The organism is Mesorhizobium liriopis, from assembly GCF_024053505.1.
Classification (GTDB): domain Bacteria; phylum Pseudomonadota; class Alphaproteobacteria; order Rhizobiales; family Rhizobiaceae; genus Mesorhizobium_B; species Mesorhizobium_B liriopis.
Window position 1 is genome coordinate 113,730 of record NZ_JAMXQS010000003.1, and the last position, 19,484, is coordinate 133,213.

General features: G+C 63.8%; 20 protein-coding genes and 1 pseudogene. 10 read left to right on the forward strand and 11 right to left on the reverse strand.

From position 1 onward, the window contains the following. Position 1: 1 nt before the first annotated feature. Complete coding sequence (locus tag NGM99_RS06285; RefSeq protein ID WP_252817188.1) at positions 2-790, reverse strand: potassium channel family protein; 789 nt, start codon at positions 788-790, stop codon at positions 2-4. 209 nt (positions 791-999) lie between these two features. Here NGM99_RS06285 and NGM99_RS06290 point away from each other — a divergent pair, with 209 nt between their 5' ends. The 3 genes from NGM99_RS06290 (at position 1,000) to NGM99_RS06300 (ending at position 3,145) form a co-directional block, all read left to right on the forward strand. Continuing rightward, complete coding sequence (locus NGM99_RS06290) at positions 1,000-2,013, forward strand: transglutaminase family protein (RefSeq protein WP_252817191.1); 1,014 nt, start codon at positions 1,000-1,002, stop codon at positions 2,011-2,013. 1 nt (position 2,014) lies between these two features. Further along, a complete protein-coding gene (locus tag NGM99_RS06295; protein WP_252817193.1) occupies positions 2,015-2,842 on the forward strand; it encodes a transglutaminase-like domain-containing protein in 828 nt (275 codons plus the stop codon). Between the two features lie 81 nt (positions 2,843-2,923). Next, on the forward strand, positions 2,924-3,145 hold the full coding sequence (locus NGM99_RS06300) for a DUF3329 domain-containing protein (RefSeq protein WP_252817196.1): 222 nt from the start codon (positions 2,924-2,926) through the stop codon (positions 3,143-3,145). 22 nt (positions 3,146-3,167) lie between these two features. Here the strand turns inward: NGM99_RS06300 and NGM99_RS06305 are convergent, their stop codons facing one another. Continuing rightward, positions 3,168-3,599 (reverse strand): hypothetical protein, encoded by a 432-nt coding sequence (locus NGM99_RS06305; RefSeq protein WP_252817198.1) that lies wholly within the window; start codon positions 3,597-3,599, stop codon positions 3,168-3,170. A 74-nt stretch (positions 3,600-3,673) separates the two neighbouring features. Beyond that, entirely contained in the window at positions 3,674-4,777 is a 1,104-nt protein-coding gene (locus NGM99_RS06310; protein WP_252817200.1) for an NADH:flavin oxidoreductase/NADH oxidase, read from the reverse strand. Positions 4,778-4,921: 144 nt separating this feature from the next. On the opposite strand from NGM99_RS06310, the gene NGM99_RS06315 reads away from it, so the two are divergent. Continuing rightward, entirely contained in the window at positions 4,922-5,983 is a 1,062-nt protein-coding gene (locus NGM99_RS06315; RefSeq protein WP_252817202.1) for a sugar phosphate isomerase/epimerase family protein, read from the forward strand. A 15-nt stretch (positions 5,984-5,998) separates the two neighbouring features. Next, positions 5,999-7,186, forward strand: coding sequence for a Gfo/Idh/MocA family protein (locus NGM99_RS06320; RefSeq protein WP_252817204.1), 1,188 nt, complete (start codon positions 5,999-6,001; stop codon positions 7,184-7,186). Positions 7,187-7,193: 7 nt separating this feature from the next. Here NGM99_RS06320 and NGM99_RS06325 read toward each other — a convergent pair whose 3' ends face one another. Beyond that, positions 7,194-7,418: a hypothetical protein gene (locus tag NGM99_RS06325; RefSeq protein ID WP_252817206.1), complete on the reverse strand. Its 225-nt coding sequence runs from the start codon at positions 7,416-7,418 to the stop codon at positions 7,194-7,196. A 148-nt stretch (positions 7,419-7,566) separates the two neighbouring features. Next, positions 7,567-8,091, reverse strand: coding sequence for a 2'-5' RNA ligase family protein (locus NGM99_RS06330; protein WP_252817209.1), 525 nt, complete (start codon positions 8,089-8,091; stop codon positions 7,567-7,569). 267 nt (positions 8,092-8,358) lie between these two features. Here NGM99_RS06330 and NGM99_RS06335 point away from each other — a divergent pair, with 267 nt between their 5' ends. Continuing rightward, a complete protein-coding gene (locus tag NGM99_RS06335) occupies positions 8,359-8,652 on the forward strand; it encodes a septal ring lytic transglycosylase RlpA family protein (protein ID WP_435371405.1) in 294 nt (97 codons plus the stop codon). 51 nt (positions 8,653-8,703) lie between these two features. Here the strand turns inward: NGM99_RS06335 and NGM99_RS06340 are convergent, their stop codons facing one another. From NGM99_RS06340 to NGM99_RS06365, 6 genes are all read right to left on the reverse strand, one after another. After that, a complete protein-coding gene (locus NGM99_RS06340) occupies positions 8,704-9,585 on the reverse strand; it encodes an SMP-30/gluconolactonase/LRE family protein (protein ID WP_252817213.1) in 882 nt (293 codons plus the stop codon). Continuing rightward, positions 9,582-10,226, reverse strand: a complete 645-nt coding sequence (locus NGM99_RS06345) for a 2-dehydro-3-deoxy-6-phosphogalactonate aldolase (protein WP_435371399.1) — start codon at positions 10,224-10,226, stop codon at positions 9,582-9,584. Before NGM99_RS06345 ends, NGM99_RS06340 begins: the two co-directional genes overlap by 4 nt. Further along, positions 10,217-11,128 carry a 2-dehydro-3-deoxygalactonokinase gene (locus NGM99_RS06350; RefSeq protein ID WP_252817216.1) on the reverse strand — a complete coding sequence of 304 codons (912 nt, stop codon included), beginning with the start codon at positions 11,126-11,128 and terminating at the stop codon, positions 10,217-10,219. Before NGM99_RS06350 ends, NGM99_RS06345 begins: the two co-directional genes overlap by 10 nt. Next, positions 11,125-11,889: an SDR family NAD(P)-dependent oxidoreductase gene (locus NGM99_RS06355; protein WP_252817218.1), complete on the reverse strand. Its 765-nt coding sequence runs from the start codon at positions 11,887-11,889 to the stop codon at positions 11,125-11,127. Before NGM99_RS06355 ends, NGM99_RS06350 begins: the two co-directional genes overlap by 4 nt. A 74-nt stretch (positions 11,890-11,963) precedes the next feature. Further along, the gene (locus NGM99_RS06360) at positions 11,964-13,307 is read right to left on the reverse strand and encodes a putative bifunctional diguanylate cyclase/phosphodiesterase (RefSeq protein ID WP_252817220.1); all 1,344 of its coding nucleotides are present in this window, start codon (positions 13,305-13,307) and stop codon (positions 11,964-11,966) included. Between the two features lie 141 nt (positions 13,308-13,448). Then, positions 13,449-15,263 (reverse strand): GtrA family protein, encoded by a 1,815-nt coding sequence (locus NGM99_RS06365; RefSeq protein ID WP_252817222.1) that lies wholly within the window; start codon positions 15,261-15,263, stop codon positions 13,449-13,451. Positions 15,264-15,380: 117 nt separating this feature from the next. Between NGM99_RS06365 and NGM99_RS06370 the strand changes: the two genes are divergently transcribed. From NGM99_RS06370 to NGM99_RS06385, 4 genes and pseudogenes are all read left to right on the forward strand, one after another. Next, positions 15,381-16,364: a glycosyltransferase gene (locus NGM99_RS06370; RefSeq protein ID WP_252817224.1), complete on the forward strand. Its 984-nt coding sequence runs from the start codon at positions 15,381-15,383 to the stop codon at positions 16,362-16,364. Further along, on the forward strand, positions 16,361-16,732 hold the full coding sequence (locus tag NGM99_RS06375; protein ID WP_252817226.1) for a GtrA family protein: 372 nt from the start codon (positions 16,361-16,363) through the stop codon (positions 16,730-16,732). Before NGM99_RS06370 ends, NGM99_RS06375 begins: the two co-directional genes overlap by 4 nt. Positions 16,733-16,873: 141 nt before the next feature. Next, a complete protein-coding gene (gene gshB, locus NGM99_RS06380; RefSeq protein ID WP_252817228.1) occupies positions 16,874-17,815 on the forward strand; it encodes a glutathione synthase in 942 nt (313 codons plus the stop codon). A 135-nt stretch (positions 17,816-17,950) separates the two neighbouring features. Continuing rightward, positions 17,951-19,476, forward strand: a pseudogene (locus tag NGM99_RS06385) (YifB family Mg chelatase-like AAA ATPase). The last annotated feature ends 8 nt before the right edge of the window (positions 19,477-19,484 follow it).

A 19,484-nucleotide genomic window follows, 5' to 3' on the forward strand; every position in this document is an offset into this window, starting at 1 on the left:
CTTACCCACCTTCGTCCGGGATCTTCAACACGTGGCCGCAGGCCTTGCAGTGCACGGCGTCCGGATCGTGTCGCTGCAATGCGCAGCGCGGACACTGGAAGAAGACTTTGTGCGGACGGAACAGCGCCTGGGCCAGCCGCACGAACAGCGTGATGCCGACGAACATGGTGACGATCGACACCAGCTTGCCGCCCGTGCCTTCGAGCGTGATGTCGCCGAAGCCGGTGGTCGTAACGGTCGCGACCGTGAAATAGAGCGCATCGACATAGCCCGCGAAGCCCGCGCCGTTGCGGAAGAAGAAGGTGTAGATGAAGCCCGTCGCCACGAAGAGAAAGGTGATGAGGTTGACGACCGAATGCCCTGTCTCGCGCCATGCGCCGCGGCCGTATTCGCCCATCAAGCGCCAGAAGAAGCCGCTTTTTGACAGTGACCAGAGCCGCATGATGCGCAGGAAGCCGAGATTGCCGAGCTCTTCGGGGAAAAGCAGCGTGAGCAGGATGAAGAGATCGAGCCAGAATGTCAGTTGAAGGAAATGGCGGGGAATATCCGTAGAGCCGAACAGGCGCCCCGCCATGTCGAGCGCAAGAAGCACGGCGACGCTATAATCGAGCCAGATGAAGGCTGGCGTCTCGCGCAACAAAGGGGTGGCGATGAAGAAGGCCAGGATCAGGAAGTCGATCGCGACCACGCCGATCTGGAAACGCACGGCGTAGGCGTCATGTCCATGATAGAGCAACCGCAGCTGCCGGCGGATCGGATTTTCAGTCGGTTCGCTTGTATCGGCTTGCATAGGGCTTCAGGCGTCGCGGAAGAGCACCACTGACGCCTTTGTAGAGATGGGGCAAGAGCGAACGAAAAGCCGCGCAGGGCGTTTGGCAGAAAGAGCGGGACGTTCTAGTCTCGCAGGCGTCCATTCGAATCCGGAGCACTGGCCATCTTTTTCGCGCGACACGCCTTTTCTACCCGTGACGCCGGCTTTCGCGTGGAGCAACTCTCACAGTGAGCATTTTTTCCGTTCGACACGTCACGGAGTACCGCTATCGCCGGCCCGTCGGCTTCGGCGAGCACCGGATCATGTTCCGCCCGCGCGACAGTTTCGACCAGCGTCTCATCGATGCCCAGCTTCTCGTGACACCCGAGCCTGTCTCGACCCAATGGATCCATGATGTGTTCGGCAACTGCGTGGCTCTGCTGCGCTTTGAGGAGAAGGCGGAAACGCTGCGCTTCGAGACGCGGATGCAGGTCGAACATGCGAGTTCGGGCATTCCGGAGTTCCGCATCCGCGACAAGGTGCTTCACTATCCGTTCCAATATGACGGCGAGGAATTACCCGACCTCTCGCCCACCATTACCCGCGCCTTCGGCCAACCCGGCGACGAGGTCGAGCGCTGGGCACGGCGGTTTCTGAGTGGCAAGCAGGAAACGGCGACCGGCAAGCTCCTGATGACCATGTGCTATGCCATCCGCGAGAGCTTTCGCTATTCACGCCGCACGGAGCCCGGCATCCAGAGGCCCGCCGAGACGCTGGCGCTGGGGCGCGGCACCTGCCGCGACTTCGCGCTTCTGATGATGGAGGCCGTTCGCTCGCTGGGGCTCGCGGCACGCTTCGTATCGGGCTACATCTATGTGCCCTCGCGCGACGGGTCCGACACACGCGGCGGGGGTGCCACGCATGCCTGGGCGCAGGTCTACCTGCCGGGCGCCGGCTGGGTCGAGTTCGATCCGACCAACGGCATCGTGGGAAACCGTGACCTGATCCGCGTGGCGGTCGCGCGGGACCCCGCGCAAGCCATTCCCCTTTCCGGCAGCTATTACGGGGCCGCCGAGGACGATCTGGGCATCAGTGTCCAGGTCAACGTCACAACAGATCAGAACAGCGAAGGCGGCACCGAAAAGCCGCCCGTCCAAGGGAACGAAGCACCTCGTGAGGGATTCACCGAGCGCTCGCGGGATCGGGAACCCGCTCGCTCTACCCACCCTCCCTCGCCTCTCAGAGAGGCCAGCAGGACATGAGATGCGGATACGCGCCGGCTTCACGATCGCCTATGACTGCCCAGCACCGACCCCGATGCTACTCGTGCTCAACATCCACCCTTCGCGGCGCGTCGATCTGCTGACCGACCATGTTCTGCGGTTCGAGAATTCGAACGGCACGCCGATCGAGGCGTGGGACTATGTGGACGGCTTCGAGAACGCCTGCACGCGGATCATCGCGCCGGCAGGCGTCACCACGATCGCCACCGAGTTCGACATGTTCGACCACGGCCGTCCCGACATCGTCGCCGAGCACGCCGTTCAGCATGAGATCAGGGATCTGCCCGACGACGTGCTCGTTTACCTGCTCGGCTCGCGCTATTGCGACACGGACAGGCTGGCCGATTTCGCGTGGAAGGAATTCGCCAACACGCCGCCGGGCTGGGCGCGCGTTCAGGCGATCGTCGATTTCGTCCACAACCACATCACCTTCGACTACCAGAAGGCCGACAGCCTGCGCTCGGCGCATGGCGGCTACAACGACAAGGTGGGCGTGTGCCGCGACTTCGCGCATCTCGCGATCACGCTTTGCCGCTGCATGAACATCCCTGCGCGCTACTGCACCGGCTATCTCGGCGATATCGGCATTCCGCCGGTCGATTATCCGATGGATTTCTCGGCGTGGTTCGAGGTCTATTTGGGCGGACACTGGTACACGTTCGACGCGCGCCACAACACGCCCCGCATCGGCCGCATCCTGATGGCGACAGGCCGCGACGCAACGGATGTGGCACTCTCCACCTCCTTCGGCCCTGCTAGGCTGGCGCAGTTCGATGTTGTCACCGACGAGGTGCCGGCTGAAGGCTGAGCGAGGCGACGGTGGCGGTCGACAGCGCGCCGCCCAATGCCTACATCGGGGGCCAAGTCATTTCTTGGAGTACCTGAACCGATGAGCAACGGCGCCGAGCATCCATTCCTGCGGCCGCTTTGGCGGCGGGCCGCGCTCGTCGCCTTCTGCGCCTTCTGGTCGGCCTTCGAGTTCGCGACCGGGTCGAGCGGCTGGGGGATGATGGTGGGTTTCATGGCCGTCTACGGCGCATGGAACTACCTGATCGATTATCGCGTCCCGCCGGCCGAAATCGAACAGTCCGCGAGCGACAAGGCTGGCTGACGCCTCTTTGCGTCGCTATCGTTCAGGGCGCGGCCTTGCCCTGCGCAGCCTTCGTCTTGCGATAGTGCTCCATCACCATATCGCAATCCTGCGTCGCCGGATTGGCGCGGCAGTATCCGGCGGCGCGTTCCAGGTTCGACGCCATCATGCCCGGCAGGTATTTCTCTAGTTCTCCATAACGGCGCATGGTTTCGGCCTGCACCGCGTTCTGTGAGAGGCCTGTCGGGTCGAGACCGCCCAAGGTGCTGGCCGCCATTTGCGCCGGCGCCATCGCCTGCACACGGTCGGCCGCTGCCAAGGCCTTTTCCTCTTCCGCGGGCGTCAGCGGCTTGGCCGTGAAAAAGCCATCGCGGGTCATACCGCTCGCCATGGAGGGTGGTTGCGGCTGGCTCGACTGACATGCGGCGAGCAGAAGGGGCAGCGCGAGAAACGCGAAGCGCCGGGCGATGGGCATCGGGACATCCTTGAGGTGATGCCCCCTGCCCTACCCGGCTTTCGTATCGGACTCGTGCCGCCTCGTGGACTTTGTCAGGCGGCTTCTTCCGTCCATTTCCTGATGAGGTGCGCGCCTCGCGCGAGTTGCGGTGCCGGCTCGATCTTGCCGCCGAGCGCGGCTGCCGCGCGCCAAGGCCAGCGTGGGTCGGCGAGGAAGGGCCGTGCCAGCGCGACCATATCGGCATCGCCGTTTTCCAAAATGGCTTCGGCCTGCTGGGGCTCGTCGATCATGCCGACGGCGCGCACCGGAATACCGGCCTGCTCACGGATGGTGCGCGCGAGATGGACCTGATAGCCCGGACCGGTCGGCACCTTCTGCAAAGGCGAGTTGCCGCCACTCGAGCAGCAGATATAGCTCACGCCTTCGGCCTTGAGCGCCTTTGCCACTTCAACCGCGTCTTCTTCTGCAAAGCCGCCTTCGACCCATTCGGTGACGGACAAGCGCGCGCCGATCATCAGGTCGGGTGCCGCTGCCTTTACCGCGCGGGTGACCTCCACGATCAGCCGCATGCGGTTGTCCAAGCTGCCGCCGTAACGGTCGGTGCGCTGGTTGGAGAGCGGGGACAGGAACTGGAACAGCAGATAGCCATGCGCGCCGTGAATTTCGATGAAGTCGAAACCAGCCCGGGCCGAGCGCGCGGCCGCATCCGCGAAATGCTGAACGATTTCGGCGATCTCGTCCTCAGAAAGCGCATGGGGCGTATGCCAGCCGTCATCGTAAGGAAGGGCCGAGGCTGAAACCGTCTGCCAAGGGTCCTGACCGTCTTTGAGAGGCCCGCCTCCTTCCCAGGGGCGTTGGCACGATGCCTTGCGGCCCGCATGAGCCAGCTGGATGCCGAACTTGGTGCCGGGCACAGCCACGCGCCGCGCGGCATCGAGCGCACGCTTGGCAGCGGCCTCGTTGTGATCGGAATAGAGACCCATGCAGCCATGACTGATGCGGCCGCGCCGCTCGACATCGGTCATCTCGACGGTGACCATGCCGGCACCCGACATCGCATAGTTCATCCAGAGCTGGAGATGCCAATCGGTCGCCGAGCCGTCATCGGCCGAATATTGGCACATGGGGGCGATGGCGATGCGGTTGGGGAACGAAAGATTGCCGAGAGTGATCGGCGAAAAAAGCTGCGACGACATGAGAAGCTCCGGTGAGTCGGGCTGATGTAAGCCACTCGACCGCTTCCGCAACCACGTTTGAAACGTTTCCAAAAACACCTTGCGGCGCCGTCCCCTGTTTGCGACACCTCGCGCCTCGCATGAATTTCGGAGGAGGACGAACCCATGCCAGCCACCATGAAGGGACCGGGCATCTTCCTGGCGCAGTTCGCAGGCGATGCGGAGCCGTTCAACTCTCTGCCTTCGATCGCCAAATGGGCGGGCGGGCTCGGCTACAAGGGCATCCAAGTCCCTTCATGGGACAGCCGGCTGTTCGACCTCGAAAAGGCTGCGACCTCCAAGACCTATTGCGACGAAGTGCAGGGCATCGCGCGCGAAGCGGGCGTGCAGATCACCGAACTCTCGACGCATCTTCAGGGGCAGCTCGTCGCGGTGAACCCGGCCTATGACAGCCAGTTCGACGCCTTCGCCCCCTCATCCGTGCACAACAATCCGAAGGCGCGGCAGGAATGGGCGGTGCAGCAGCTCCTGTGGGGCGCCAAGGCCTCGCGCAATCTCGGGCTTGATGTCTCCGTCACCTTCTCCGGCTCGCTCGCCTTCCCCTATCTCTACCCATGGCCGCAACGGCCGGCGGGCTTGATCGAGGAAGCTTTTGCCGAATTGGCTCGCCGCTGGAAGCCGATCCTCGACGCCTATGATGCCGAAGGCGTGGACGTGGCCTACGAAATCCATCCCGGCGAAGACCTGTTCGATGGGGCGACCTTCGAAATGTTCGTGGACGCGGTGGACGGCCACAGCCGCGCCGCCATCAACTACGACCCGTCGCACTTTCTCCTGCAACAGCTCGACTATCTCGCCTTCATCGACATCTACCACGAGCGCATCAAGGCGTTCCATGTGAAGGACGCCGAGTTCAATCCGGACGGGCGGCAGGGCGTCTATTCGGGCTATCAGAGCTGGATCAACCGCGCCGGCCGCTTCCGCTCGCTGGGCGACGGGCAGGTCGATTTCTCGGGCATCTTTTCCAAGCTCGCGCAATATAACTATGACAGCTGGGCAGTGCTTGAATGGGAATGCTGCCTCAAGCACCCCGAAGACGGAGCGGCTGAAGGCGCGCCGTTCATTTCCAGCCATATCATTCGCGTGACGGAGAAAGCCTTCGACGACTTCGCGGGCGGCAGCACCGACAAGGCTGCTTTGCGCAAGATGATGGGTATCGAAGGCTAAGGGGAGTTATTGGTTATGGTTAGCGGCAAAGCGATCGAAAAGACTTCTGGACCCATCCGGCTCGGCATGGTGGGCGGCGGCCAAGGCGCCTTCATCGGTGGGGTGCACCGCATCGCAGCACGGCTCGACGGCGAGTTCCAGCTCGTCGCGGGTGCGCTCTCTTCCAACCCCGAGCGCGCGCGCGCATCGGGCGCGGAGCTCAACCTCGACCCGGATCGCACCTACACGTCCTTCGACGAGATGGCGGAGCGCGAAAGCCAGCGGCCGGACGGCATCGAAGCGGTCGCTATCGTCACGCCCAATCACATGCACTTCCCGGCCGCGAAGGCGTTCTTGGAAGCCGGTATCCACGTGATCTGCGACAAGCCGCTGACATCGAACCTCGAAGACGCCAAGGCGCTCGCCGCGATCGCTAGGAAATCCGGCAGGATCTTCGTGCTGACGCATAATTATACCGGCTACCCGATGGTGCGGCAGGCGCGTGCGATGGTCGAGGAAGGTCTGCTCGGCACACTCAGGCTGGTGCAGGCCGAATATCCGCAGGATTGGCTCTCCGAACCCGTCGAGCAGACGGGCTCGAAGCAGGCGACATGGCGTGTCGATCCGGCCCAGTCGGGGGCAGGCGGCGCGACAGGTGATATCGGCACGCATGCCTTCAACCTCGCCCGCTTCGTGACCCAGCTCGAACTCGACAGCCTCGCCGCCGATCTCGACAGCTTCGTGGAAGGGCGGCGCCTGGACGACAACGCCAACATCCTCCTCCGCTTCAAGCCGAAGGGCTCGGAGCACCAGCCCAAGGGCATGATCTGGGCGAGCCAGGTTGCGCCCGGCCACGAAAACGGGCTGAAGCTTCGTGTCTACGGAACCAAGGGTGGGCTCGAATGGGTGCAGGCCGATCCGAACTATTTGTGGTTCACGGCGCTCGGCCAGCCCAAGCAGCTGATCACGCGCAATGGTGCCGGCGCCGGGCCGGTGGCCGCACGGGTCAGCCGCGTGCCCGGTGGGCATCCGGAAGGCTATCTGGAAGGCTTCGCCAACATCTATGCCGAAGCCGCGCGTGCCATTCGTGCGGCACGAAACGGGGAAACGCTTTCGGCGGACGTGCTTTACCCCACCGTCGATGACGGCGTGGAAGGCGTGGCTTTTGTTGACGCTTGCGTACGCTCATCCAAGGCTGACGGCGCGTGGACGAAACTCGACTGAGTTCAGGCTAAGCCGAACGCGCCTCGGGTCGCTGATAGGCGAGAGCCGACGTCAGCGACTCCTCATCGGCCATGCCGGCATTGTGGAGCGCAAGGATCGTCAGGGCGAGTTCCTTGCCCGCTTCCGATTCCGGCATCACCTCACGCGCAGCACAGGCGCGGTCGAACACACGTTTCAGCCGTTCGATCTCAACGGGACGCAGCAGTCCGCGCTCATAAAGGGATTTCGGCATTCCTGTTCCCCCAACAAGACACCCTAGCAACCCAGACTAGAAAGAAAAAGGCTCTTCTTTCAACCTCATAGGATAATCGGGAGCATCTCGCTTGGTTTGTTTGGCAGGGTTCGCGCGCTTATCGCGCCTGTTAACCATGCTGGCATCTCTAACACTTCAGCGCCGTTTGGGTTCCTTCGACGGCTTCCCCGTTTGCCGCAAAGAGGAAGGTGCGGAGATGGGCCCACGGCCCGCCGCGGTACTCCCAAAGGTCCAGCCCTTCCCCGCGAACAATGAAGGGAATGAAGCGCGCCTCAAGCTCATCGCGAAGCTGTCGTGCCTCAGCCGGCTCAACCTTGTTCTGGATCGTCACGTGTGGCCGGATATGTTGGCTGTCCTGCGGGCCGAGAAGCTCCCGCCACCGGGTCGCAAGCCTCGCGCGGAGCGTCTCAGTGTCCGGGGAACTCAGATCATAGGCCATACCGCGTCCGAGAAACCGCAATCCGGGAACATCGATCGTGAATGCGGAGAGCATTCCGGCCTCGTTTGCCAAGTCGATTTCCAGTTGCTTCCGGTGTTCGGCCGGAAGTTGATGGAAAAGGGTCACATGGGCGTCGAGGTAGTTCCGCTCGGGCGGAAAGTAGCGTTTTCGCTCCGCCGTAAACCGTTCGGCGCTAGCCTTATCGAGCTTCAAAGTGACAATGAGGGGAAGCGAACCGAGCAGTTTCAGACACCTATCGTAAAACCTTTCTTAACAACGAGAGGTCGCGCTCGATCCATCACGAACAATTACAAGAATAAACCAACCGTGATGGAACGCCCCATAATGGCCACATGAGCGCCCCGTTTCGTCTCGCTTACCGGTTAGTTGGCTTGGTTATCCGACCAATGGAACTTTCCTTGCATGACGAAAAAGCACCTGACGGTCGCCGCGCTGGCGACGGCAACGATCCTCGGAGCCATGAATAGCGCGGCTTTCGCCCAGTGCGGGCGTGCCTCCTGGTACGCACTCACCTCGAAGACGGCTTCCGGCGAGCGGATGAACCCCGCTGCCATGACCGCCGCCCACCGCTCACTGCCCTTCGGCACCAAGCTCAAAGTCACCAACCGCGATAACGGCAAGACCGTCGTGGTCCGCATCAACGATCGTGGACCGTTCATCAAGGGCCGCGTGCTGGACCTGTCCAAGGCTGCGGCGCGTTCGCTCGGCTTCGTGGGCGCAGGCCATACCAGCGTTTGCACGCAGAAGGCCTGACCGCCAAAGCATGTCCCAGGCGGGCGTGAACTCTCCCGCCGGGACCGGCTTCTAGATCAATACATCCGGCTCGAGCCGTCCCTTCACGGGCAAGTCGAGCAGGAATGTCTGGCCGGCGAGCCTGTCCTTCGCGCGGCCCTCCTCATCCAGACCCTTCCAAGCCGAGGTCGCCGCGAGCTTTCCCGCATCGCGGCCGATGAAAGCCGGACAGGAAATCTGGGCGGCCGGCATCGCGATCGAGCGGATCAGAGCGCCGTCAGCGCTGTAGGCATCGATGCGCGAGCCACCCCAGCGCGCGTTCCACAAGGTGCCATCGCTGCCGACCACCGCGCCGTCGATGCCGCCATCGGCCTCCTTGCCGTCCACGAAGACCTGCGGTTCCGCGCGCGGCAGGCCGGTTTGGGAGTCGCAAGGCACCCGCCAGAGTTTCTGCGCCTGCGTGTCGGCGAAATAGGCGGTCGAACCGTCCGGCGAGAAGCAGATCGAGTTGGGGATCAGGATGCCGTCGAAGAGCGGGCGCAACTCCCCCTCACGCATCCAGTGGATAGAGCCCTTCACGGCACCGTCTTCCTTGCCCATGATCGAGACCCAGAACGCGCCGGAGGGGTGAACACGCGCATCGTTGGAGCGGGTGTTCTCACGCTCCTCGTCGAGCGCGAGATAAAGCGAAAGCTTGCCGCTCTTGCGGTCGCGCAGATGGAAGCCGTTTTCCGAAACGATCAGTTGCCGCTCGTCATCGACGCTGGCGATGGCACTCGCCATCCAAGGCAGGTCGTGAACCAGCGTTTCGCCCGACGCGAATTTGTGTTCGAGCAGCTTGCGGTTGACGATGTCGAACCAGAACAGCGCGTCCGAGCGATGGTCGTAGCTCGGCCCCTCGCCAAGCTCGCATGGGTAGTCGGAGAGAACCGAAACCTTTACGCTATCGGTCATGCTGCGCTCTTTCCGAAAACGGCGTCCCAAGCCTCGACGCTCGCCTTGGCGCGCTGGCCGATTTCGTGAGCGGTCCAGTCGGGCTTGAAGAGACTGGAACCCAGACCGAAGGTCTCCACGCCGATCTTGCCGTAATCGCCGAAATCCTTTTCCGACACACCGCCGACGGCGCCGATCACAGCATCCTTGGGCAAAACAGCGCGAATGGCCGCAATGCCGTTTGCACCGAGAACGCTTGCGGGAAAGAATTTCAGAGCTGACGCGCCATGGCGCAGAGCCTGGAAAGCCTCGGTAGGCGTGAACACGCCGGGCATGGTCACCATGCCATGCTCCCCTGCACGGTCGAGCACCCCGCCATCGACATTGGGGCTGACCAGAAGCTGCCCGCCGACATCGTGCAGGCGGTCCACGTTTTCTGTCGTCAGCACGGTCCCTGCTCCCACCAGCGCGGAGGACGGCAGCGCCTTGACGATGGTTTCGATGGAGCGGAACGGCTCGGGCGAGTTGAGCGGCACCTCGATCGCCTCGATGCCCGCTTCAAAGAGCGAGGCGGCGATGGCATGCGCGTTTTCGGGCTTGAGCCCGCGCAGGATCGCGACCAGCCCGCGCTTGAGCCGAGGAAAAGGTCTGCTCATATCCAAAGCTCCCGATAATGACGCGCCGCGGCATAAAGACCGGCGCGGACGGCAAGATCCGCATCGGCATGGGTAAATTGCAATCCGGCCAGTTCCAGTGCCGCTTCGTAGAGCGCGCGCATGGTGCCGGAAGCCACCAGCAGCACCGGCTTGTTCGAGCCCGCGAAGCGCTGCCGCGCGGCGAAGATCTCCGCGCCGATCAGGAGGCCGGACAGGCGCGCGGCGCTGTCGTTTGCGTTCGTGCCGGAAAGCAGCCCGCCGGCACGGATGCCGAAGAGCCGGCCTTGCAGATCGCCATCCTGCAGGATTTCGGCACAAGCCGCGCGGAAGGGCTCGCTCGGGCCGCTGGCCGGTTCGGCATCAATCAGCGAGTGGCGCAGGATCGATTGCTCGCGGAGCACGGCGAAGAGCTCCCCGGTGAGAAAGGTCGCGAAGCCGACAACGCGCTCGCCGTCGAGTTCGGCCCATTTGGAATGCGTGCCGGGCAGGCAAGCGAGTGCCGCGCCGGGCTGGAGCGTTTCGACGAGGCCCGCCAGTTGCGTCTCCTCGCCGCGCATCACGTCGGCGGGTGATCCCTGGCTCAAGCCCGGCAGGATCAGCACGGGGCGCTTGTCGTGGGCCACGCGCACGGCCTGCGAGAATATCGCGTCGAGCGAGGTGGGCACCGCGACATAAGGTGCTTCGACCCATCCCTGGCGCGCGCCGACCATGCCGCAGGCAAAGACCGGCAAGCCTTCAGGTGCCCCGAACGCCGAGAGATGGTCCTCGAGGATGGCGGCGAACTTGCCTTGGGCCTTGAGCATGCCATCCGCGCTGCGACGTTCGGCGAGAACCTCGCCTTGCGCATCCATGAGCCAGAGCCGGACATGGGACGAGCCCCAGTCGACGGCGGCGAATGCAGCACTCAAAGATAGCCTCCATCGACGATCAGCAATTGAGCGGAAAGCATCCGGCTCGCATCCGAGGCCAGAAACAGGACGGTGCCGACGATATCCTCGACTTCCATCGGCCGCTTGATGCTTTGCCGCGCGACATGGGCGGCAACGCGCTCTTCCGTGACCCACAACGCCTTCTGGCGCTCCGTCAGCACCCAGCCGGGCGCGACCGCATTCACGCGGATATTGTCGGGGCCGAGTTCGCCGGCAAGGCCCTTGGTCAGCCCGACGATGCCGGCCTTGGCCGCCGTATAGGAGGACAGGTCGGGATGGTTGATCAGCCAGGAGGTCGAGGTGATGTTGATGATCGATCCGCCGCCGACGGCCTTCATGCCCGGTGCGACGGCCTGCGCCGAGAAGAAGTGCGGGCGCAGGTTGATGTTCTGGTTGTTGTCCCAGTATTCCGGCGTCACATCCGCGACCGCGTGACGATCATCGAGCGCGGCATTGTTGACGAGCACGGTGATGGGGCCATGCGCCTGGGCCGCCCGGGTTACCCCAGCGCGAAGTGCCTCCACGTCCCGCAGATCGACTGGCACGAAGAGTGGCGCCGGGAAACCCTCGGCTTCGATCTTTCGGCAGAGTTCGCGGCTGGGTCCCTCGGCGATGTCGAAGAAGGCAACGCGTGCGCCCTGACGAGCAAAACCTTCGACGAAGCCTGCACCGATCCCAGAACCGCCGCCCGTAATCAGGACCGAGGCACCGTCGAGATCGGGAAACCGCGCTGACGGCATAAAGGCACGCTCCTTGGCTAAGTCGGGCCCTCTGTCCGGCAGCACCGCTCCGCTGTCAAGCTTAAGCTGTCAGCTCAGGTCCCAAGCGGGCGAAGGCTCTTGTTGGAGCGCAGGAGACGCAACGTCGCTTCGGCATTGGCAGGGCGGCCGAAGAAATAGCCCTGCCCACCTTCGCAGCCGAATTCCACCAGCCGCCTGGCCTGCGCCTCTTCTTCGATGCCTTCCGCCACGGATGCCATGCCGAGGCCTTCGCACATGGAGAGAATGGCCCGGATGATGTGTTCGGCCGGCTTGTCCTCAAGCAGAACTGAGACGAAGGCACGGTCGATCTTGAGCTTGTCGAAAGAGAACTCGCGCAGGCGGCCGAGCGAGGACTGGCCGGTGCCGAAATCATCGAGCGCTACGCGGATGCCGCAGGCGCGCAGATCGTCCACGATCTTCTTGGCCGAACGCGGGTCGGACATCAGGCCGGTTTCGGTGATCTCGATCTCGAGCCGTCGCGGGTCGAAACCGGCGCGGTCGAGGATCGAGAGGATATGCAGGCCGGTGTTCTGATCGACCAGTTGCGAGGGCGACAGGTTGAAGGCGAGAAAGAGGTCGTCGGGCCAGTGCCGAGCGGCTTCCGTGGCCTTGCGCAAGACGAGTTGCGAAAGCGGCCCGATGATGCCGCGTTCCTCGGCGATGGGAATGAAGCAGGCCGGCGAAACGGGACCGAGGTCGCGGTCCGTCCAGCGCGCCAGAGCCTCGAAGCCGGTGATCTGGCCTGTCGCCAGATCGACGATGGGCTGGAAATAGGGCTCGACCTCGCCCGCCGAGACCGCGCGGCGCAGGGCCTGCTCGATCCGCGTCAGGCGCTTGGCGGCATCCTCCATCTCGCGGCTATAGACCACCACGCGGCCCCGACCCGCCCGCTTGGCGTGGTAGAGGGCGGTTTCTGCCTTGCTGACCAGAATGTCGGTGGTTTCGTCGCCCGAATAAAAGAGCGAGCAGCCAACGGAGGCCGAGAGGCGCGCTGTGCGCTCGCCGACATCATAGGGTGCCGAGAGAATCTCGATCAGCATCTGGGCCTTTTCGCTCGCCGCTTCCTCGCTGAAGACCAGCGGAAACAGAAAGCCGAACTCATCGGCGCCAACGCGGGTGACGGCAGCCTGGCTTTCCATGGCGGCGCGCAGGCGCATGGCGACCTGCACCAGGATTTCGTCGCCAGCGGCGCGACCCAGAAGATCGTTGATCGGCTTGAAGCCATCGAGATCGATGATGCCGACGGTGAAGGGCGCCGGATCATCGGCGCGGTCGGCGATCAGTCGCTCGACCTTGTCGTGGAAGCGGCGGTGATTGCCCAAGCCTGTCAGCGGGTCGGTGAATGCGAATTCTCCGCCTTCCGCCCATGTCCGGCTTGTGCCTTGAAGCACGCTCATTCTCCTGCTGCCCGTTCCCTCGTCTCGCTCGCTCGGCGAATTATGGCGAAATTGGCTGAAAAGCCTTTCAGAAAAGTATCCTGTCGGCCTCCAACAAGTGACGCAGGGTCACAGAAATGCAATGCGGCGCGCGCGACGAGTTTATCGGCGCTGTATAACCCGAAAGAGCTTGAGCGGAGATTGCGGCGTTTCTTGCACCGGCTGGAGCCAGTCCGGCATCCGACCGTCGCGCACAAGGGCGGCCAGGCCGTTGGGGAAAGCTGCCATCACGTCGGAATCGACATTGCCCGCGCACCAGGCGACGAGGCCGACGCCGTTCGATTGAAGGATCGCTCGCGCGGTGTCGGGCTCGGCCATCCAGGCTTCGAGGCCGGCGAGGTTGCCGGCGATGTTGCGATGATAGGGCCCGGCCAGCACGGCATGCGGTGTCCAGGCAAGGATCGCCGAACCCAGATTCGAGACGGCCAGCACACGGGTGGGTGGAAGGCGGGCGAGTTCGGCATAGTCTGCCATGTCTTCGCAAGACACACTTGGTGCGGCGGATGCGGATGAGGCGGAAGGAGAAGCCGCGCGATCGAAGCTTATTCTCGCAAGACCCGCCCATGCCGCGTCGATGGAGATGATCCATGCAACGGCAACAAGGATGGGCTGGCCGCGCAGACGGATGCGGGCCACGAAAGCTGCAAGCACCGCCGCTGCGAGCGGAATGGCGACATAGGATCCGCGCAATTGCCAAAGACTGACGGCAAATGAAACGCCGAGCAGCAGCATGACGAGAAGCCGAGTGCGCGATATGCCGTCTCGCATCAAGCCGTAGCCCAGCACCAGAAGTGCGACCAGCGGCGTCATGTAGGCGCCAGCGGCTGTTGCCGGTGATCGCGCAGCAAGACGCCAGAACGGCTGAGCCTCGCCCACCGAATCCAGCCAGAAGTGCCTGAGGCGCGGATCGAGACCGGCATAGGGATCGGCAAGACATTCCGGGAAACGCCACAGCAGAAGAGCCGCACAGACGACCCCGACAGCACCGAGGCCGCCAAGCCTTACCGCCATGCGGTTGCGTCCCGGCACCGACGCGACAAGCGCGAGACCGAGCCCGCCGGCAACCGCCAGCCCTGCCTGAGGCAGCGAGAAGGCGTCGCATGCGACCGTGGTCCATGCAGCGTATGGCACGGTTCCGGCCATGATGGCGGCGCTCGCGCCAGCGAGGCCCAACCCGAATGCGGTCGCTCCGGCGGCTGCCTTCTCGCCACGCCACAGGAAATCGATGGTCGCAAACAAGCAAAGGGCGGCCACGTGGGGTGCGGTTTCCATGCCGATGCCGAGCATGATCGCGCAGGTGATGCCTGCAAGGCCGCCCCACATCTGGCGCTCGCGCACCCTGATCGAAGCCAGCATCGCGACCAGAAGCATCACGAATTGCAGGTTGTGGTGATCGAGCGCGCCGGGGCGGAATACCTGAACGCTGTGAAGCGCACTGGCGCCGATCACCAGCGCGGGCAGCAGCGTTTCCGCTTCGTTCAATGTGCGGGCGAGGCGCAGGATCAGAAAAAGTGCCGAACCGAACATCAAAGTCGGCCAGACGATCTGCGCGAAGGCGTTGCCACCCGGGACACTCCCCGTCAGCACATCGCCGAGCAGCATCAGAAGCGCGATCGGCGCATCGACAAGTCGCGACCAGTGCATCAGGAAGCCGCCGTCGAGACCCATCCGATATTGTTGGAGATCGAACCAGTTCTGGCCGTTCAGCCAGTCGCGCACCTCGACGATGCGCATGATGCTGTCATTGTCGCCATTCACGTTCCAAACCGAAGGAAAGCCCGCCAAGGCGTGGCCACCGGTGATCAGCAGCGAAACAAGCAGGGCGAGGCCAGCGTCTCGCAGGATGTGACGGTGTGGCGAAGCTTCGCACACGGCGGGCGCGCCCATGCCTGCTCGCGTTACGGCACTGTTCATCATGCCCAGAAGTTTCCCGGCCCCATTCCCCGCTCACGAACCTAGTCTTAACGCGCACAACAAAGGGTAAAGCGGCTCAAACGCCCGGCTCTTGGCGGCGGAGAGCCTCTGAGGGAACCCATGCGCCTCGTCCGCAACGAACCGACTGTCGCCGTTCTGATCCCCTGCTTCAACGAGGAGCACACGATTGGTGACGTGGTGCAGCGCTTCAGGGCGGCCCTGCCCGAGGCGACTGTTTATGTCTACGACAACAATTCACGTGATCTGACCGCTCTGCGCGCCCGCGCGGCCGGCGCCGTGGTCGTGCGCGAGCCGCGCCAGGGCAAGGGCCACGTGGTGCGGCGCATGTTCGCCGACATCGACGCCGACATCTTCGTGATGAGTGACGGCGACGGCACCTATGCGCCGGAGGATGCGGCCGCACTCGTCAACGCGCTCGTCACTGAACGCGCCGACATGGTGGTCGGCACACGGCGCGGGGTCGAGGCCGATGCGGGGCGCGCGGGCCACGCTTTCGGCAACCGCCAGTTCAACCGCCTTTACCGCCGGCTCTTCGGCGCGGATTTTTCGGATATCTTTTCGGGTTACCGCGCTTTCTCGCGCCGCTTCGTCAAAAGCTTTCCGGCCGTGTCCGGCGGCTTCGAGATCGAGACCGAGATGTCGGTCCATGCCTCGCAGCTGATGCTTCCCGTGGTCGAGATTGCCCTAGACTATGGACGCCGGCCCGAAGGCTCGGTCTCGAAACTCTCCACTTGGCGCGACGGCGGGAAGATTCTATGGACCTTCGCACTCCTCGCCAAGGAAACGCGCCCGTTGCGCTTCTTCGGCACCCTCGCCGCCCTGTTTCTGGTGTCCAGCCTCGCTTTGATGTCTCCGGTGCTTCTCGAATATGCCGCGACCGGCCTCGTGCCGCGCATGCCGACATGGATGCTGTCGATCGCGCTCTCGATCTTCGCCATGCTGATGGCGGCCACGGGACTGGTGCTCGATTCCGTCGCGCGCATGCGCACCGAGCAGAAGCGCATGGCCTATCTCAGCGCCGATGCGGGGCGCGCGGCTCACACCCCTTGGCCCTCCTTGGAGCCGTTGCGCACTTCGGCATGAAAGTCTTTCTGCGCTTCATGCTGGTCGGCGGCACCGGCTTCGTGGTGGATGCCGCGCTGCTCTGGCTGATCCTTCATGTGACCAGCATCGGGCCATTGCCCGCGCGGCTGATCTCGTCATCGTGCTCGATGTTCGTCACCTGGATGCTCAACCGCAACTTCGCCTTCGGTCCCTCCGACCGCAAGGTTCTGCACGAGGGCGCGATCTATGGCGGGGTGACGATGATCGCGAGTATGGTGAACTTCACCACCTATGCGGTCGTGCTTTTCCTCTGGCCCACCACCCCGCCGCTTCTCGCCATGCTGATCGGCTCGATCGTGGCGACAAGCTTTTCCTTCACGGGCTATTCGCGGGTGGTGTTCCGCTAAGAGAATGATCGAGGCTTCATCGGCGGACAACGAAAAGAACCGCTGGACCGACCCGAGAGCATTCTCAAATAGGCTCTCGTCCCGTTGGCAGGCTGAACGCGCTCCGCTAGATCAGGCCTCTCGCCTCGCGGAGCCTTTTGCATGAGCCTTACCGTCGCGGTCCAGATGGACCACATCCGAACCGTCTCGATTGCAGGCGACACCACCTTTGCGCTGTCGCTCGAAGCGCAGCGGCGCGGGCACAGGCTTCTCCATTACACGCCGGACCGGCTTTCGCTCAACGACGGCAAGGTGGTCGCGCGTGTCGAGGAGATGACCCTGCGCGACGAGAAGAACAACCATTTCACTCTCGGCGAGCCGGTGCGCATGGATCTTGCCGAAGCAGACGTGGTGCTCCTGCGCCAGGACCCGCCCTTCGACATGAACTACATCACCACCACCCACATTCTCGAGCGCATCCATCCGAAGACGCTCGTGGTCAACGACCCGGCCTGGGTGCGCAACAGCCCGGAAAAGATTTTCGTCACCGAGTTCCCGGACCTGATGCCGGCAACGCTGATCACCAAGGATCCGGAAGAGGTCGCAGCATTCCGGCGCGCGCATGGCGACATCATCGTCAAGCCACTCTACGGCAATGGGGGCGCCGGCATCTTCCATCTGAAGGACGACGACCGCAATCTGGCTTCCCTGCTCGAAATGTTCGGGCAGATGTTCCGAGAGCCCTTCATCGTGCAGCGCTATCTCAAGGAAGTGCGCCAGGGCGACAAGCGCATCATCCTGATCGATGGTGAGGCGGTGGGTGCCATCAACCGCGTGCCGGCCGAGCACGATTCCCGCTCGAACATGCATGTGGGTGGCCGTGCCGAAGCGACCGAACTGACGGCGCGTGAGCGCGAAATCTGCGAGCGCATCGGCCCGTCTCTGCGCGAGCGGGGCTTTATTCTGGTCGGCATCGACGTGATCGGCGACTATCTCACCGAGATCAACGTGACTTCGCCCACCGGCGTCCGCGAAGTCAAACGCTTCGGCGGGGCCGATATCGCTACCTTGTTCTGGGATGCGGTCGAAGCAAAGCGCAGCTAAGATCGCGCTTTGTTCCTCATCCACAACTTGATGCAACCTGATCGCTGCTTTGGCGATCAATTGTTCCGCAAACGTTCTTGCGCTTGAACTTGCCCCATGCTCTCTTCGCGCGGGGATAGTCGGGGCAGGTCGAACATGGTCAGTCATGTGCGCACGGTGGCCTTTCAGGGCATTGATGCGGTGCCGGTGGACGTGCAGGTGATGATCGCGCCCGGCAAGATGGGCATGCATATCGTAGGCCTCGCCGACAAGGCGGTGGCGGAAAGCCGCGAACGGGTGCAGGCAGCGCTCCACGCCTCCGGCCTGTCGATGCCGGTCAAGAAGGTGACGGTCAATCTCGCGCCAGCGGACCTGCCCAAGGAAGGCTCGCACTACGATCTTCCCATCGCGCTCGGCCTGATGGCGGCGCTCGGCGCCATTCCGGGCGATGCGTTGAACGGCTTTGTCGTTTTGGGCGAATTGTCGCTCGACGGCACGATCGCCTCCGTTGCAGGCGTGCTGCCGGCGGCCATCGGCGCGCATGGCATGGAGCGCGGGCTGATCTGCCCTGCTCCGTGCGGACCGGAAGCGGCTTGGGCCGGCGCCGATATCGAGATCCTCGCGCCCCGCTCGCTGATCGCCGTGGCCAACCATTTCCGCGGCACGCAGGTTCTGTCGCGCCCGCAGGCTGCGATCCAGCAAGGTGCGGCCGCCCTGCCCGATCTCGCCGACATCAAGGGCCAGGAAAGTGCCAAGCGCGCCTTGGAAGTCGCGGCGGCCGGATCGCATAATCTCATCATGGTCGGGCCGCCCGGCTCGGGCAAATCGATGCTGGCGCAGCGGCTGTCGTCGATCCTGCCGCCGCTGGGTCCGCGCGAACTGCTCGAAGTCTCGATGATCCAATCGATCGCCGGCGAGTTGGCAGGCGGCAAATTGACCGACCGCCGGCCTTTCCGCGCGCCGCACCATTCCGCCTCGATGGCCGCGATGGTGGGCGGCGGCCTGCGCGTGAAGCCGGGTGAGATGTCGCTTGCGCACCACGGCGTGCTGTTTCTCGACGAGTTCCCGGAGTTCAACCCGCAGGTTCTCGATTCACTTCGTCAGCCGCTGGAATCGGCCGAATGCGTGATCGCGCGGGCCAATCATCGCGTGAGCTACCCGGCACGTATCCAACTCGTCGCCGCGATGAACCCGTGCAAATGCGGCATGGCGGGTGAACCGGGCCACACCTGCGCGCGGGGGCCGCGCTGTCAGAGCGATTATCAGGCGCGCATTTCCGGACCGCTGCTCGACCGTATCGACCTGCGCGTCGAAGTGCCCGCCGTTTCGGCCGCCGACCTGCTTCGCCCGTCGCGCGCGGAAACGAGCGCCGAAGTTGCCGTGCGCGTGCGCCGTGCCCGCGACATCCAGACGGCGCGCTACGAGGCGCTGGGGATTGCGTCCAGCACCAATGCGCATTGTCCGACATCGCTGGTCGAACAGGTAGCCCATCTCGACGATGCGGGCACGGCACTCCTGCGCGAGGCGAGAAGCTGGGCTTTTCCGCCCGCGCCTATCATCGGGTGCTCAAAGTCGCACGGACGCTGGCTGACTTGGACGGCGCCGAGCGCGTCGGGCGAATGCATCTGGCCGAAGCCGTGTCATACCGCACCTCGACGGAGCGCGTGCCGCAGGCGGCCTGATGCGCGTC

Bases quoted from the DNA above. Each gene is read 5' to 3' on its own strand.
- NGM99_RS06325 (WP_252817206.1), bottom strand. From the start codon at position 7,418: ATGCCGAAATCCCTTTATGAGCGCGGACTGCTGCGTCCCGTTGAGATC.
- NGM99_RS06305 (WP_252817198.1), bottom strand. From the start codon at position 3,599: ATGCCCATCGCCCGGCGCTTCGCGTTTCTCGCGCTGCCCCTTCTGCTC.
- NGM99_RS06365 (WP_252817222.1), bottom strand. From the start codon at position 15,263: ATGATGAACAGTGCCGTAACGCGAGCAGGCATGGGCGCGCCCGCCGTG.
- NGM99_RS06310 (WP_252817200.1), bottom strand. From the start codon at position 4,777: ATGTCGTCGCAGCTTTTTTCGCCGATCACTCTCGGCAATCTTTCGTTC.
- NGM99_RS06340 (WP_252817213.1), bottom strand. From the start codon at position 9,585: ATGACCGATAGCGTAAAGGTTTCGGTTCTCTCCGACTACCCATGCGAG.
- NGM99_RS06320 (WP_252817204.1), top strand. From the start codon at position 5,999: ATGGTTAGCGGCAAAGCGATCGAAAAGACTTCTGGACCCATCCGGCTC.
- NGM99_RS06285 (WP_252817188.1), bottom strand. From the start codon at position 790: ATGCAAGCCGATACAAGCGAACCGACTGAAAATCCGATCCGCCGGCAG.
- NGM99_RS06335 (WP_435371405.1), top strand. From the start codon at position 8,359: ATGAATAGCGCGGCTTTCGCCCAGTGCGGGCGTGCCTCCTGGTACGCA.
- gshB (WP_252817228.1), top strand. From the start codon at position 16,874: ATGAGCCTTACCGTCGCGGTCCAGATGGACCACATCCGAACCGTCTCG.
- NGM99_RS06355 (WP_252817218.1), bottom strand. From the start codon at position 11,889: ATGCCGTCAGCGCGGTTTCCCGATCTCGACGGTGCCTCGGTCCTGATT.
- NGM99_RS06360 (WP_252817220.1), bottom strand. From the start codon at position 13,307: ATGAGCGTGCTTCAAGGCACAAGCCGGACATGGGCGGAAGGCGGAGAA.
- NGM99_RS06370 (WP_252817224.1), top strand. From the start codon at position 15,381: ATGCGCCTCGTCCGCAACGAACCGACTGTCGCCGTTCTGATCCCCTGC.
- NGM99_RS06295 (WP_252817193.1), top strand. From the start codon at position 2,015: ATGCGGATACGCGCCGGCTTCACGATCGCCTATGACTGCCCAGCACCG.
- NGM99_RS06315 (WP_252817202.1), top strand. From the start codon at position 4,922: ATGCCAGCCACCATGAAGGGACCGGGCATCTTCCTGGCGCAGTTCGCA.
- NGM99_RS06300 (WP_252817196.1), top strand. From the start codon at position 2,924: ATGAGCAACGGCGCCGAGCATCCATTCCTGCGGCCGCTTTGGCGGCGG.
- NGM99_RS06375 (WP_252817226.1), top strand. From the start codon at position 16,361: ATGAAAGTCTTTCTGCGCTTCATGCTGGTCGGCGGCACCGGCTTCGTG.